Here is a 14,098-nt window from a genome sequence, read left to right as displayed (position 1 = left end):
CCTCGCAAGCTCGGGCGGGGCCCCTGCCGCTACCGCTACGCGCCTCCCCCATCCCTCGCAAGCTCGGGCGGGGGCCCCTGCCGCTACCGCTACGCGCCTCCCCCATCCCTCGCAAGCTCGGGTGGGGCCCCTGCCGCTACGCTTAGTGCTGATGAATGGAGCCACAGGGACGATGCCTTCGCGTGCGCTCCTGGCGCCCGGGCGGACACTCCTTCTACTGGTGCGCCACGGGGAGACGCCTACCACCGGGAAGGTGCTGCCCGGCCGTGCGCCGGGACTGCACCTCTCCGAACGGGGCCTTGCCCAGGCTGAACGGGTCTCCGAACGCCTCACGGGTTTGCCCGTGGGCGCCATCTACTCCTCACCCCTGGAGCGGACCACTGAGACTGCTGCCCCCACCGCATCCCGCGCCGGCCTGCCGCTGAATCACGACGACGGGCTGATCGAATGCGACTTCGGCGACTGGACGGGCGAGGCACTCGCCGACCTGGCAGCCTTGCCGCAGTGGCAGGGCGTGCAGTACAGCCCGTCGACGTTCCGCTTTCCCAACGGGGAAAGCTTCACGCAGATGCAGGCAAGAATGGTTGGCGCACTTGAGCTGCTGCGCGCCGCACATCCCGGCGCCGTCGTCGTATGTTTCTCCCATGCCGACCCCATCAAGGCCGCCGTGGCGCACGCCATGGGCACGCACCTGGACCTGTTCCAGCGGATCATGATCAGCCCTGCTTCGGTGTCGGCCATCGAGTATGTGGAGGGCCGTCCGCCAGCCGTGCTGATGGTGAATTCGACGGCGGAACCCCTGAGCGGGCTGAGGGCGCCATGATATTTCCGGGCACCAAACAAAGGGACGGCCGGTGTCCGGGCGGGAACTGACGCTGCTGGGCGAAGGCCGCGTGGAACTCATTGCGCGCATCCCCCGCAGCAGCAACGCAACCTTCCTGGTCAGGGTCTCCTGCGGCGACGACTCGGCCCATGGTGTGTATAAACCCGAGTCCGGGGAACGGCCGTTGCGGGACTTTGAGCCCGGGCTGTACCGGCGCGAGCGCGCGGCGTACCTGCTGAGCGAATACCTGCGGTGGGGCCTCGTGCCGCCCACGGTGATCCGCGATGACCCACCCTTGGGTGTCGGCTCGCTGCAATGGTTTGTAGCCTGCGACTACCGGGAGCATTACTTCATCCTGTACGAGGACGCGCCTGAAACGCACAGCGTCCTGTCCCGGATTGCCCTGTTCGATTTCGTTACCAACAACACCGACCGCAAGAGCGGGCATGTCCTGCGGGACCGCGACGGACGCGTGTGGGGCATCGACCACGGGCTGTGCTTTGCTGCAGACTTCAAACTCCGCACTGTCATCTGGGACTTCGCCGGCGAACCGGTCCCGGACGCCCTGCTGCAGGATATCGCCCCGCTCGCAGAGGACGTCCCGCCTGAGGTGGCGGAGCTGCTGGATCCTGCGGAGGTCCGTGCGCTGCGGCGCCGGGTCCAGCGCGTACTGGACAGCGGTGTCCTGCCGGTTGACCCCACGGGCATGCGTTACCCCTGGCCGCTGGTATAGGTCACCAAAGGCATTCGGCCAGTGACAGGACCGGCGGGCAGGCACGATTTACGCCAGCTGCGATTTACGCCAGCTACGCTTTACCCGTGCAACCCGAAGCCACTGACTGGCAACCCGCATCCCGTGTTTCCGAGGCGGCACCAGGCGTCTATCACGTCCAGGGCCCGGCCTCGAACTGGATCGTGGTCCGCGACCTGACGGGCTTTATGCTCATCGACTCCGGCTACCCGTCCGACCGGCCCCTGGTTCTGGAGTCCATCCGCCACCTGGGACTGGAGCCCGCTGACGCCCGGGCTGTGCTCATCACGCACGGCCACGTGGACCACACCGGGTCCGCGGCCTACTTCGCCAACACCTTCGGCACCCCCATCCTCTGCGGGCCGGAAGAGCTGGCCCACGTCCAGGGCAGGGAAAAGCACCAGGTCACTTTCGGCCAGGTCATCGTCCGCGCCTGGCGTCCCCGGGTCTTCCGCTGGATGCTCCACGTCATTAAAGCCGGCGCCCTGACGGCACAGCCGGCAACCCAGGCCCGTGAATGGGACGCGGAGACGCTTCGCAGCCTGCCCGGCCGCCCCGAAGCAATCCCGGTGCCGGGACACACGCCCGGGAACGCCGCGATACTCCTCGCAAAAGCCGGCGCTATCGCCGTAGGGGATTCCTTTGTCACCGGCCATCCGCTGAGCCGGAAGGGCGGACCCCAGATGCTCCACCACATGTACCACTCGGACCCGGCCGCGGCCCTGGAGGCAACGCACCGGTTCGACGACGTCTCCGCATCAGTGATACTTCCCGGCCATGGTCCGGCCCTGCAGATGAACCTTGCGGACGCCTTGGCGGCCCTCCGCCGCCAAGACTGATACAACACGGGAGAAATCGCCATCAGGATGAGCACCAGCCGGTTGATGAGCCTGGCCACCGGCGGGGAGGTTGCCAGCACGTAACCGGTGAGCAGCACCAGGGCAATCTGCAGCGTGAAAGCGGTCAGGGCCCAGAAGCCGTTGGGACATCCCCATCGAGTGCCACGTCGCTACCCTAAGGAGCCTGGTGCGGATTGGGCGCGAAACCGGTTAATCAGCACTAACCCTGGGCGCCGCCGGCTCAACCGCAGCATCGGTGTCTGTCGGCGCGGCGCGGTGATCCACCCCGGCTGCCAGTTCGTCGATCCTTTCCAGCGCTGAGTTGAGCTGCTGGACCGTTGCCCACAGGACCGGCTGCTCGTCGCGGATCTGTTCGAGTGTGGCGCCGGCGGATCGAAGGGTTGCGAGGTCGAAGCTGATGTTGGTGCGCGCCCCTGCCACCGCTGCCCGCAGGGCGCCGAACGCGACCACCACATCGGCAATGAGCGCAGGGTTGCCGTTGGCAGCAAGCCAGCCGAGGTCTTCAATGGCTTCAATGGCACGTTCGCCCAGCACGGCCGATGCTTTGGCGGCGTTCACCGAGGCCCGGTGGATGGCGTCGTCGCGTCCCGGCCCTGGTTCCAGGCGGAACGCGGCGCCAAACGCCTTGGAAGCGGCAGCATCGTCGTCGGCAAGTGTGAGGGCCGTCCTGCGCAGCGTGTGCGCCCGTGCGTGGACATCCGCCAGTTCCTTCCGCCGCTCTTCACCGGGTTCGGTGTAGCCGGCCACCATGGACGCGAGCGACGCGGCGATGGCCAGCATGACTCCCGTCCCGGCCCCTCCTCCCGGCGAACCCTTGGACTCCGCCAGCGCCCGGGTCCATGCTTCAACCGTCGAATCCTGGGTCGTCACCGCTTCAGAATCAGCCATGGCACCCATTGTCCCCCACTTCTTCGGCCGAACTTGAGCAGATTTTGGGCGTACACCATGCTGATTCCTGATTGTTCTGCAGGAGGATCAAGGCAGATTGGGTACCCACTGAAGGAGAGCAAGGTGAAACGGCTTGGCAGAGGACGCTCCACCGTCAGGAATTCCTCGCGACGACGAGCCTGACCATCCTGCGCCTTGGATGGGAACTATGGTCATCCGAACCTGGAACGAACCAAACCAGAGTCCCGGCTTTCGGGCACGGATGACCTACAGCGATTCCCCGGCTTCCGGGCCGAAAACCATCTACACCGTTGATCCGGACGAAGTGGTGAATGCGGTACGCCGCTGGCTCCACACGCAAACCGAGGCCCCGCACCAGCCGTAGCCGGCGCCAGGCGTAGCCCGGGCGCCGGCTACTCGTCAGAGACGTCAATCAGCACCTTGCCGACGATGCTGCCTTCCACGGCGGCGTGGGCGGCAGCCGTGTCAGCCAGTCCGAAGCGGTGCAGCGGAAGTCCTGCAGGCCCTCCCACAGGGAGCGCCCCGTCAGCTAGCGCCGCCTTGATGTCCTCGGCGGCGGCGCGTACCGCCTCCATGCCCACGGTATACAGCAGCACAAACTGGTACCGGACGTTCAGGCTGAAATTCTTCCGCACGTCCAGGTTCACAAAGTCGCCGCCGTTGTTGGCATACACGGCGACGGAGCCGCGGTTGCGGATGACGGCCAGGTCGAGTTCGGCGTTCTGTGCAGGTGCCACCTCCACGATCACATCAACGCCGTCCGGAGCGATTCGACGGATTTCCGCCGCTGGATCGCTTTCCTTGTAATTGATGACGTGGTGGGCTCCGGCGCTCCGGACCAGCGCCTCCTTTTCGGGACTGCTGATGGTGGTGATCACGACGGCGCCGGCCCACTTGGCGAGCTGAACCGCGGCATGACCGACAGCACCAGCCCCTCCGGCGACGAGCACTACCTTGCTGGCGAGGGCTCCGGGGTGGAGCCGCCGCGGGCCGTCCTCGGCAACAGTCAGGGCCCGGTGGGCAGTGATGGCCGGAACACCAAGGCTTGCGCCGACGTCGAACCCGGCGTTGTCCGGCAGTGCAAAGACACGCTCAACCGGGAGGACCGTGAACTCCTGGGCGGTTCCGCCATCAGCCCTCTGGTAGGCGGCGAGGGCCACCCATACGCGGTCTCCGATCTCGAACCCGCTGGTTCCGGGGCCCACCGCGTCCACCGTGCCCGCGCCGTCCTGGTTCGGCACGACTTCCGGGAAGGCCAAGGGTGCACCAGGTCTGGCGCCTCTGCGTGACTTCCAGTCTGTAGGGTTCACCGCGGAGACCACCACGCGTACCCGCACCTCCCCGGGCCCCGGGTCGCGGACCTGCCGGTGAACGAGCTCAAGAACTGACGGATCGCCGGTGGCGCGGTAGACGATGGCTTTCATAGTCACCCAACCTACGCACACACACGGCAGCGGGGCTACCCGCTTGGTTCCCGGAGTCAACAACTGGACCGCGGTGGCCAGGGTGCCTTCAGCCAGACTGCCCCAGGCATATACGATCGTGTTTTTGCCGCCCTCGACGGTGATGTCGGCCGGCTCGATCAGGAACGGTGGTCCCGGCCGCGGCAACGGAGGCCGAAATGGTTCCGGCCGTCAGCTTCAGGGTGGCCTCGTCAGGATTTGAAGTCATCAAGGGTGAGGTTGCCGTCGACCCATACGTCCACGGTCAACCCGGGCACACCATGCAGAACCGAGAGCGTGCCTGGGTCATCGCCGTGGTGGTTCCGGCCGCCGGCCTGGGCCGGAGCCGCAAAGGTCAGAGCGGGCCGCGAGTTACAGTGCTCCGGCGGCGGAGGTTGTTTTGCGCATTTCAAACTCCTCAGAGGGACGCCCGGGGGACGGGCTGTGCTTGTGCTTGCACCTCTACTACCGGCGGAGCGTCCTCTGTGGATGCACAATAATGAATCTCTTTGGCGGGGGTCCGGCCCCTCACGAAACGCCCGTGCCGGGTGGCCCGTCAAGCACGGTGGGGATGTATTCGAGCAGCTGGAGCCGGCCGTCGAACGTCCGGCTGTTCACCATCTCCAGCAAGACGTCGGGGTAACTGTCATAGATCCGCTCGCGTCCCGTCCGGCCTGTGATCACCGGGAAGAGCACCAACCGGAACCTGTCCACCAGGCCGGAAGTCAGCAGCGACCGGGAGAGGCTGAGGCTGCCCAGCGTGGCCATGGGCCCGGCCGCGGTAAGTTTCATCTCCGCCACTGCCTCCACCGCGTCCCCAGCCACAAGCCGGGAGTTTGGCCATGTCAAAGGAGCCTTCAGGGTGGAGGAGAAGACCACCTTGGGCACGGCGGCCAGGCCGGTGAGGCTGGCCCCCTCGTTGTCGGAGAATTCCGAACCGCCGCCCGCGGCCTCCTGCGACATGCTGGACATCAGCCGATAGGTGTTGGCCCCGAGCAGGAAGGTGTAGTTCTTCTGCCCCTCCTCCTCGAGCCAGGCAAGGTATTCCGGGCCTTCCAGTCCCCACCAGCCTGGCCATCCCTCGGCGGACGCATACCCGTCCAAAGAAATGATGAGGTCGACCATCAGGTTTGCTGCTGGTGCTTTTCCGGTTGGGTCACCCATGGCCGTCCCCTCGTTGAATCGGCGGATTCCGGACCGGCAGCAAGGTGCTAAGACGCCGCAGGTTCCGGTGCCGGCCATGCTATCCCTGGAAGGCTGCCGGGTCTATCCGTCCAGCAGCCTGCATGAGAGCATACGGACATGTCGCCCATACAGCGCCTCCGCCCCAAAGGACTCGTTGCGAGTCCTGCCTTTAGCCATGTTGCTGTTGTGCCTCCGGGCGCCACCACCATCTATGTCGGCGGCCAGAACGCGGTTGATGCCAACGGTTCCCTTGTCGGCGCAGGCGACGCCGCCGTGCAGTCCGCCCGCGCCCTGGCGAACGCGAAGACCGCCCTCGCCGCGGCCGGCGCAACCCTCGGCGACGTGGTGCAGTGGACTGTGCTGTTCGTCGACGGCGCCGACATCGCCGGCGGGTACCGGGCCATCGCTGCGGAACTCGCGTCCGACGAGCCGGCTTTGGTGACCGCTGCCCTTGTGGCCGGGCTGGGGGTGCCCGGTGCCCTCGTGGAGATCAGCGCGGTCGCTGCCGTGCTCCCATCAGCGGCGCCTTAGTTCCGCGGGCTGCCGGGTGCCGCGACCAACGCCCGGAGCCGGTACGGCTACGCGAAGCGCACGGGGTCCCACTCAGGACCGTTGCCAACGGATTCCATGCCGCCGATCCTGCCTGCCGCATGCTTAAGGCGACCTTAAGGAGATCCCTTCCGGCCGCCGTCGGACGCCATTAGCATGGCCCCTAGCCCATCCACGTCCTGAACACCCCTGCCACCGTAAAAGGGAAGCCATGAACAGCGTCACCTGTGATCTCACCGTATCCCTTGACGGCTTCCTCGCCGGCCCCAACCAGACCCCTGACAATCCCCTGGGCGAGGGCGGCGAGGACCTGCACCGGTGGCAGTTCGAAGAACCCGAGGCCAATGCCGCAGCGCTTGAGGGCATCCTCGCCGCCGGCGCCTACATCATGGGCCGCAACATGTTTGCCGGCCCCGGGCCAGGACCTTGGGACGAGGACTGGCGCGGCTGGTGGGGCGAGGAACCGCCGTACCACGCCCCCGTCTTTGTCCTCACGCATCATCCCCGCCCGCCGCTGGAGATGCAGGGCGGCACCACATTTCATTTCGTGAACGACGGCATCGAATCCGCGCTGGCCAGGGCGCGGGAGGCCGCGGCCGGAAAGGACGTCGCCATAGCCGGTGGGGCGGAAACTGCCCGGCAATATCTTTCCGCCGGGCTGATCGATGAGTTGCGGCTCCACATCGCACCCCTTCTCCTCGGAGCGGGCGAACGGCTCCTGGACGGCGTGGGAAACCTTCAGCTTGAGCCGACGGAAGTGAGCGGCACACCCCTGGTGACACACATCCGCTACCGGGTGCACGAACTGGGGTAACTGAAGTGCTGCTGCGCTCTTGACCCGCATGAGGCCCAGGCGTATACCGGGAGGGTCATAGCGCTGGCCCTCGCTGGGACTCGAGACGGAGCCGGCTGCCCTTTGGTCTCTGAAGGTATCTGGAGTTGTCATGGGTAGCGATCGGTTTGACGTACTCCGCGAGCAGGTCCGCGGGCAGGTTATCGAGGAAGACGACGCCGAGTACGAGGCGGCGCGCCTCGTGCACAACGGCATGATTGACCGTCGTCCTGCAGCCGTGCTGCGGGTGTCCCAGGTGGCAGACGTCCTGGCCGCCGTCCGCTTTGCCCGGGGCCTGGGAATTGAGGTCGCCGTGAGAGGCGGCGGGCACAGTGCGGCGGGCTTCGGAACGGTCGACGGCGGCCTCGTCCTTGACTTCTCGGCCCGCCGCGGGGTCCGCGTCGACCCCGTCGCGAGGACTGCGCGTGTGGAACCGGGCGCCACGTGGGCTGACTACAACCACGCGACTCACGGGTTCGGCCTCGCAAGCACGGGCGGCATCGTCGGCTCCACCGGTGTAACAGGCCTCACGCTGGGTGGCGGCATCGGTTACCTTTCCCGCAAGTACGGGCTCGCCTGCGACAACCTGGCCTCGGCGGACGTGGTTCTTGCGGACGGAACATTCGTGACGGCCAGCGAGGCCGGGAACGTTGACCTCTTCTGGGCACTCCGCGGCGGCAGTGGCAATTTCGGCGTGGTTACGTCGATGGAGTTCCGCCTGCACCCTGTGGACATGGTCCATGTGGGGATCATGTTCTTTGATGCTGCCAGGGGAGTTGACATCGGCGCGGCGTACCGGGAATGGATTGCCTCCGAACCCGAGGAGATGGGCGCCTTCCTCGGATTCCACCAAGGTCCCCCGGTCCCCTTCCTGCCTGAGGAATGGCATGGGCGGCCAGTAGCTGTGATCGCCGGCATGTGGACGGGCGATCTTGACGCCGGGCCTGCACACTGGCAGACCATGCTGGACGCCGGGCCGGCGCTGGGGAGCTTCTTTTCGCCGATGCCGTACCCGGCACTCAACGTCATGTTCGACGGGCTCAATGCCGCCGGACTTCAGGGCTACTGGAAGGCCGATTTCCTTCGCACCCTCAGTGACGATGCGCTCCGCACCGCCGTCGAATTCGCCCCGGGAATTCCCAGCATCCACACGGCCAACCACTTCTATCCCATCGATGGGGCCGTCAACCGGGTTGCGCCCGAAGCCACTGCCTTTGCCTACCGCGATGTGAAGTTCGCGCCGGTCATCGCCGGGCAGTGGCCCGAGCCTGCAGAGAACGCTAATAACATTGCCTGGGTCCGCGCGTACTGGGCCGCGCTCCACGAGTATTCCGAGCCGGGCGGCTACATCAATTTCCAGGACGCCGACGACCAGTCCAGGATCGAGGACACTCTCGGCTCGAACTACGCTCGGCTCGCCGAGCTCAAGGCGAAGTATGATCCTGACAACTTCTTCCACGTCAACCAGAACATCAAGCCCGCCGTTGCCGGAGCCGCCGCCGTTCCTTCCCGGGAGCAAGTGAGCCTGCAGCCTGAAGCCGCCCCAGCAGAGGCACTGCCATCGGAAACAGCACCCCCGGAGGCTGTCCCTCCTGAAGCTGCTCCGACTTCCTGAATGGACTTCGAGCGACGGACTTTGAGCGCCGGGCCCTGGTCGGAGGGTCCGGCGCCCAGCTACCGTCCACCCTCAATCTTGCGGCTGCGCTGCTCCTGCGCCATCGGCCCGTAGGGATAGACCCCCGTCTCGGGCTGGCTGACCTGAGTCAGCTGATTCGCGTCGTCAGGACTGAGCTGCAGTTCGGCCGCAGCGAGGTTGTCGGCAAGCTGCTCCTTGCTCCGGGCACCCAGGATCACTGACGTGACCGCCGGCCTGTCGACCAGCCAGGCCAGCGCCACTTGGGTAGGGCTGACTCCCCGGGCAGCGGCAATGTCTTCCACCGCATCGATGACGGCCCAGGTACGCGGGTTGTCGTTGCGCGCCTTCCAGGCCTCCATTCCGCGTTCGGGGTTTTCACCGAGCCTCGTGGCACCTGCAGGAGGCTGGTCCCGCTTGTACTTGCCCGATAGCCACCCACCGCCCAGCGGCGACCAGGGCAGCAGGCCGATGCCGGCGTCGAGCGCCGCCGGAACAATCTCGGATTCGATGTCCCTGACCAGCAGGCTGTACTGGGGCTGCAGGGTCACCGGCGGATTCCAGCCGCTCGCCCGGGCGACATGGACGGCCTTGGTCAGTTGCCATCCCAGAAAGTTGGAAAAGCCGTAATAGGCAATCTTGCCCCGGCTGACTGATTCGTCCAGGAAGCGCAGGGTCTCCTCCAATGGAGTAATCGGGTCCCACGCGTGCATCTGGTACAGGTCGATCTGTTCCACGCCAAGACGTCGGAGGGAATCATCCAGGGCGCGCGTCAAATGCCGGCGGGATGTTCCGACGTCGTTCGGTGCTGTCCCCATCGGAAAGCGGCCCTTCGTGGCTATCACCGCTGTATCCCTGACGTCCGGACGCTTGGCCAGCCAGCGGCCGATGATTTCTTCCGAAATACCGGCGCTGTAGACATCGGCAGTGTCGATGAAATTCCCGCCTGCCGCAAAGTACCTGTCCAGGATGGCGTGTGAGGTCTCCTCGGTGGCCTCCGCACCGAAGGTCATGGTTCCCAGCGAGTAGTTGGAAACGACGGCGCCGCTGCGGCCCAGGGTCCTGTATTCCACTGTTATCCTCGTGTTCGGTTGCGGGTGTTAAAATCCTTGGCCGCCGCGTCCCGCGTGGTGCTGCGGATGCAGTACAGGCTGGCGGTGGCTGTGATGTAAAGGTCCTGGCCGTCCGGGCCGCCAAAGCACAAGTTCGACACCCGCTCAGGCACTGCCACGGTAGCCAGGAGTTCGAAGGACGGTGAATAGACCCGGACGGCGGGGCCGGCAGAGGTCCAGATCCTGCCTTGCACATCAACCCGCAAACCGTCAGCAGCATTGCCTTCTTCCAGCTCGAGAACCATTCCGCTGGGGCGGCAGGTGCCGTCCGCCACATCGTAGGCGGCGATCCTCAACGGAACCCCATAATGAGGACCTGCTGTGTCCGCAACATAGAGAACGGACTCATCCGGTGAGAAGGCCAGCCCGTTGGGGTGGACGAGGTCAGTGATCATTGCTGTCAGTGTTCCTGAAGCGGGCTCGAACCGGAAAACGTAGCAGCCGCCGTACTCCTGCTCCCCCTCGTGCCCTTCCTTAGTGCCTGGAAGGATCCCGTACGGCGGGTCCGTGAACCAGATGCTGGAGTCACGTGCAATCACGACGTCGTTGGGCGAGTTCAGCCGGCGGCCCCGGTAGGAATCAACCAGTCCTGTCACCACTCCCCCGCGGTCACGCTCAATCCTGCGGCGCCCGTGGCTGCACTGCACCACACTGCCGTCGGCGTCGAGGGTACGGCCGTTTGTGAATTCGACCCCAAGCGCGTATTCGCGGGTCCTCCCCGCGGCGGGGTCGAACTCGAGGATGCGGTCATTCGGGATATCGCTCCAGCGAACTGCCTGGGACGATGGCACCCACAAGGGACCCTCGGCCCATGCCGAGCCCGTGAACAGGCAGTCCAGCCCGCCGATTGTCAGTGCAGCAACCATCCGAGCCCCTTTGCATCCAGTTCTCGCGCATTTCCTGCACGACATCCGCCAGTGGAACGCCCGAGCCGCCGGAAAGGCAACTCCCGTCGCACTTCCTGTTCCAGCACCCGAATTCCACAATATCAACCATGCTCCGGACTCTTGGTCGGTGCCCGATCAGACTGTCTGAACTTCCTGATGTCTTGAGGCACCGACAGTGATTCACGGCGCTGATCCTGGACAGGCAAACCGCGCACCCGGTGGGATAGGTGTTGGATACCGGGTTTCCTGGCCCCAAGACTCCATGGCGGGCTTCCGCACGTCCTAGGCTTGGCCCTGGCCAATCGGGGCGTCGCCCAGGCTGCCGTACCTTTCCATGCGGTGCCACCGAAGGTGCACGCCGGCCAGCGCCGTAACCACTGCCTGGATGACCACGAGATACATCAGCTGCCGGTAGACGAACTGCTGAAGCGGAAGCGTCCACAGCGGCCGTAGCCGTTCATTGTCGAGCCTGAACGCGTAGGCAGCCATCAGGAACTGAACGGCCAGGAAGATGAGCCAGAGCGCGGCAATCCGGAGTGGATCGAGGAAGATCAGGCCGTAGACAGCAAAGACATCGACGACGGGCGCGAACAGGGGCAGCAGCACCTGCAGGACCAGCAGGTAACCAAGTCCGCGCCGGCCGAGCTTGCCCGCAGCGCCTCCCTGCACCACCGCGCCCCGGTGCTTCCACATGGCCTGCAAAGTGCCGTAGCACCAGCGGTAGCGCTGTTTCCAGAGCGCTGCGAGGCTTGCCGGCGCCTCGGTCCAGGCCCGCGCATCCTCCTGATACACCACACGCCAGCCATCACGGCACAGGGACATGGTCAGGTCGGTGTCCTCGGCGAGTGTGTCGTCACTGACGCCACCGACCCGGAGGAGGGCCTCACGGCGGAAAGCACCGATAGCGCCGGGGACAGTCGGCATGCATTCGGCGACGTCGAACAGCCTTCGGTCCAGGTTGAAGCCGACGACGTACTCGATGTGCTGCCAGGCGCCGAGGATGCCCCCGCGGTTGGCGACCTTCGTGTTCCCGGAAATGGCGCCCACGCGCGGGTCGGCGAAGGGCTGGATGAGGGCATGGACCGTGTCCGGTTCGAAGACGGTGTCGCCGTCCACCATCACCACAAGCTCGTGGGTGGCAGCTTGCAGCCCCGCGTTCAGCGCAGACGGTTTGCCGCCGTTCTCCTTACGGATCACCGTGACGCCCGGCAGTCCGAGCACGTCCACGATGTCCGCCGTTCCGTCGGTTGAACCGTCGTCCACCACGATGATCTCAACGGGGTGGGTCGAGGCCACAATGGACCGGACCGCGGCCTCGATGCCGGCCGACTCGTTGTACGCGGGCACGATCACGGTGACCGGTTCAGTAATCTCGGGCCGGACCATCACGTCCACCCTGCGCCGGCCACGGCCGGCCGCCGTGATGCGGCGAGCGGCGCGGCTGTGGCGCGCGGCAAAGAAGACCACGAGGACGGCGCGGATGAAGGTTACGACTCCGGCAGCAACGAGCGCCCACGAGATGGCCGTGACCACGAAGTCACTGAGGCGGATGCCCCACAGGAAGGCTGTCCCGCTGACCTTTTCCATGCTGGAGGCTGGCCGCGTGCTGTCAATGCCTATTGAGTCACCCACGGTGGTGACCCGGAAGCCCTGGTCCTCGAACTTCGTCAGGGCGGAGTCGAGGGCGGCGACGGTCTGCTCCCGGTCGCCTCCGCCGTCGTGCATCAGGACCACCTGCCCCTGCGGGCCTGAAGGATCGAGGTTGCCCTGGATCGCCGCCGCGCCTGGGAGCCGCCAGTCCTCGCTGTCCATGCTGCTGAGCACGGTGAGGTAACCATCGTCCGCCAGTTCCTGCATCGCGGACCACGTGCCATTGGTGAGCGCCGCGTTGCCGGAACTGTACGGCGGACGCAACAGGGACGCGGATTGACCCGTGATGCCCACAATTACATCCTGGGCACCCTGCACCTCGAGTTGCGTGCGCCACGCCTCGGCAGTGCCGAGATCAGCGTGGGTGAGCGTATGGACGCCCACTTCGTGGCCTTCAGCGACAATACGGCGCAAAATATCGGGGTTGTCCGCTGCCGCGGAACCGATGACGAAGAAGGTTGCATGGACCTGGTGCTTCCGAAGGATGTCGAGGATCCGCGGCGTCCAAACGGGGTCCGGTCCGTCGTCGAAAGTCAGGGCCACGGTGCGGTCCGGAGGGCCGGCCGCACGGACCGCCCCGCCACGGGAATCCACCACCGGACCGCCCTGCGATACGGCCTTCGGGACTTCACCGGCAGATTCGGCTGCCGCTACCGGGTTATCACCGACCCGACCCTGGTGGTGCATGTACCCCTGTACCACCAGGGCAAGGCCCAAGGCCAACAGGGTGGCCATGAGGACCAGCCAGTGGGCCCGCACCTTGGCAGGACGAGGGCCTTCGGTGCGGACGCCGTCTCTGCTCGGGCGAGGATAACTCACGGGCGCGGCGGTGACGAGGGCCGTGTTGCCTGGCCTGGCGCCAACTCGTTCGCGCCCTGCACGGAGCTGCTCATTCCGGGGGCCGTCGGCTTCCCAGTGGCCGCTGGCGCAACTACGGCTCCGGCGGGGGCCGCAGGCGGGAGCGCGGCAGCAGCAGGCGGTGCTACGGGAACGGCCTGGGGCGCTGCTACCGGGACCTGGAAGGCGGCTGGCGCTGCCGGGACAGCAGCGGGGCCTTCAGCGCCTTGGAGGTTACCGGCGTGGGAAGCCGGTGCCGGTGGGGAAGACGGCAGATTGCCCGTCCCCGCGGCGGCGGGGAGGGGCAGGTAGGGTGCAGCCACGTTGGAACCGCCCATGAGCGCAACCAGGAGGAGGACCACGTACCCTGCCACGATCCCGAGGGCCCCCAAACCCAAAAGCTTGACCCGCCGCAACCGCCGGCCCGACGCATCAACAAATACAGGACCATGTGGCGACGCGGCGCGCGGCTGATCGGACGTCTCGTTAGGGGCTTTCATCGAGCACCAACCTTAGAGGATGGGCTTTCTTAACCCAACTTGGTGATTCCTCGCGGAACGGGCTGCTATGGGGCCACCGCTGACGATGGCTGCAGCTTTGGAACTCTTTCCTTGGAACCAGCCGAGGT

14 protein-coding genes and 1 pseudogene are annotated in these 14,098 nt (G+C 66.0%); 7 read left to right on the top strand and 8 right to left on the bottom strand.

Going from position 1 to position 14,098, the window contains the following annotated elements:
• Positions 1 to 172: 172 nt before the first annotated feature.
• The 3 genes from FBY31_RS02080 (at position 173) to FBY31_RS02070 (ending at position 2,413) form a co-directional block, all read left to right on the top strand.
• Positions 173 to 823 carry an MSMEG_4193 family putative phosphomutase gene (locus tag FBY31_RS02080; RefSeq protein ID WP_142036277.1) on the top strand — a complete coding sequence of 217 codons (651 nt, stop codon included), beginning with the start codon at positions 173 to 175 and terminating at the stop codon, positions 821 to 823.
• 31 nt (positions 824 to 854) lie between these two features.
• A complete protein-coding gene (locus FBY31_RS02075; protein WP_142036276.1) occupies positions 855 to 1,556 on the top strand; it encodes an SCO1664 family protein in 702 nt (233 codons plus the stop codon).
• Positions 1,557 to 1,642: 86 nt separating this feature from the next.
• Positions 1,643 to 2,413, top strand: coding sequence for an MBL fold metallo-hydrolase (locus FBY31_RS02070; RefSeq protein ID WP_142036273.1), 771 nt, complete (start codon positions 1,643 to 1,645; stop codon positions 2,411 to 2,413).
• 44 nt (positions 2,414 to 2,457) lie between these two features.
• Here the strand turns inward: FBY31_RS02070 and FBY31_RS23530 are convergent.
• Together FBY31_RS23530 and FBY31_RS02060 are read right to left on the bottom strand one after the other, a co-directional pair.
• Positions 2,458 to 2,544, bottom strand: a pseudogene (locus FBY31_RS23530) (hypothetical protein); the annotation flags it as partial.
• Positions 2,545 to 2,623: 79 nt separating this feature from the next.
• Positions 2,624 to 3,322 carry a cyclodeaminase/cyclohydrolase family protein gene (locus FBY31_RS02060; RefSeq protein ID WP_142036271.1) on the bottom strand — a complete coding sequence of 233 codons (699 nt, stop codon included), beginning with the start codon at positions 3,320 to 3,322 and terminating at the stop codon, positions 2,624 to 2,626.
• 208 nt (positions 3,323 to 3,530) lie between these two features.
• Between FBY31_RS02060 and FBY31_RS22745 the strand changes: the two genes are divergently transcribed.
• Positions 3,531 to 3,707 carry a hypothetical protein gene (locus FBY31_RS22745; RefSeq protein ID WP_160142424.1) on the top strand — a complete coding sequence of 59 codons (177 nt, stop codon included), beginning with the start codon at positions 3,531 to 3,533 and terminating at the stop codon, positions 3,705 to 3,707.
• A gap of 28 nt (positions 3,708 to 3,735) precedes the next feature.
• Here the strand turns inward: FBY31_RS22745 and FBY31_RS02055 are convergent, their stop codons facing one another.
• The gene (locus FBY31_RS02055; protein WP_142044985.1) at positions 3,736 to 4,767 is read right to left on the bottom strand and encodes an NADPH:quinone reductase; all 1,032 of its coding nucleotides are present in this window, start codon (positions 4,765 to 4,767) and stop codon (positions 3,736 to 3,738) included.
• Between the two features lie 546 nt (positions 4,768 to 5,313).
• Positions 5,314 to 5,949: a dihydrofolate reductase family protein gene (locus tag FBY31_RS02045; protein WP_142036269.1), complete on the bottom strand. Its 636-nt coding sequence runs from the start codon at positions 5,947 to 5,949 to the stop codon at positions 5,314 to 5,316.
• Positions 5,950 to 6,087: 138 nt separating this feature from the next.
• On the opposite strand from FBY31_RS02045, the gene FBY31_RS02040 reads away from it, so the two are divergent.
• The 3 genes from FBY31_RS02040 to FBY31_RS02030 all read left to right on the top strand — a co-directional run bounded on the left by FBY31_RS02040 (position 6,088) and on the right by FBY31_RS02030 (position 8,966).
• Positions 6,088 to 6,501: a Rid family hydrolase gene (locus FBY31_RS02040; protein ID WP_142036267.1), complete on the top strand. Its 414-nt coding sequence runs from the start codon at positions 6,088 to 6,090 to the stop codon at positions 6,499 to 6,501.
• A gap of 229 nt (positions 6,502 to 6,730) precedes the next feature.
• Positions 6,731 to 7,333 (top strand): dihydrofolate reductase family protein, encoded by a 603-nt coding sequence (locus tag FBY31_RS02035; RefSeq protein WP_142036264.1) that lies wholly within the window; start codon positions 6,731 to 6,733, stop codon positions 7,331 to 7,333.
• A 130-nt stretch (positions 7,334 to 7,463) separates the two neighbouring features.
• The gene (locus FBY31_RS02030; protein ID WP_142036261.1) at positions 7,464 to 8,966 is read left to right on the top strand and encodes an FAD-binding oxidoreductase; all 1,503 of its coding nucleotides are present in this window, start codon (positions 7,464 to 7,466) and stop codon (positions 8,964 to 8,966) included.
• Positions 8,967 to 9,025: 59 nt separating this feature from the next.
• Here FBY31_RS02030 and FBY31_RS02025 read toward each other — a convergent pair whose 3' ends face one another.
• The 4 genes from FBY31_RS02025 to FBY31_RS02010 form a co-directional block, all read right to left on the bottom strand.
• The gene (locus tag FBY31_RS02025) at positions 9,026 to 10,057 is read right to left on the bottom strand and encodes an aldo/keto reductase (protein ID WP_142036258.1); all 1,032 of its coding nucleotides are present in this window, start codon (positions 10,055 to 10,057) and stop codon (positions 9,026 to 9,028) included.
• A gap of 2 nt (positions 10,058 to 10,059) precedes the next feature.
• Positions 10,060 to 10,962: an SMP-30/gluconolactonase/LRE family protein gene (locus FBY31_RS02020; protein WP_142036255.1), complete on the bottom strand. Its 903-nt coding sequence runs from the start codon at positions 10,960 to 10,962 to the stop codon at positions 10,060 to 10,062.
• A gap of 303 nt (positions 10,963 to 11,265) precedes the next feature.
• Positions 11,266 to 13,392 carry a bifunctional polysaccharide deacetylase/glycosyltransferase family 2 protein gene (locus FBY31_RS02015; protein WP_235012884.1) on the bottom strand — a complete coding sequence of 709 codons (2,127 nt, stop codon included), beginning with the start codon at positions 13,390 to 13,392 and terminating at the stop codon, positions 11,266 to 11,268.
• Positions 13,393 to 13,448: 56 nt separating this feature from the next.
• Positions 13,449 to 13,970, bottom strand: a complete 522-nt coding sequence (locus tag FBY31_RS02010; RefSeq protein ID WP_142036252.1) for a hypothetical protein — start codon at positions 13,968 to 13,970, stop codon at positions 13,449 to 13,451.
• Between the last annotated feature and the right edge of the window lie 128 nt (positions 13,971 to 14,098).

This window comes from Arthrobacter sp. SLBN-100, assembly GCF_006715305.1.
In the GTDB taxonomy this organism is placed as follows: Bacteria; Actinomycetota; Actinomycetes; order Actinomycetales; family Micrococcaceae; genus Arthrobacter.
The sequence above is the reverse complement of the archived record's forward strand: the minus strand, read 5'-3'. Positions and strand labels throughout refer to the sequence as shown.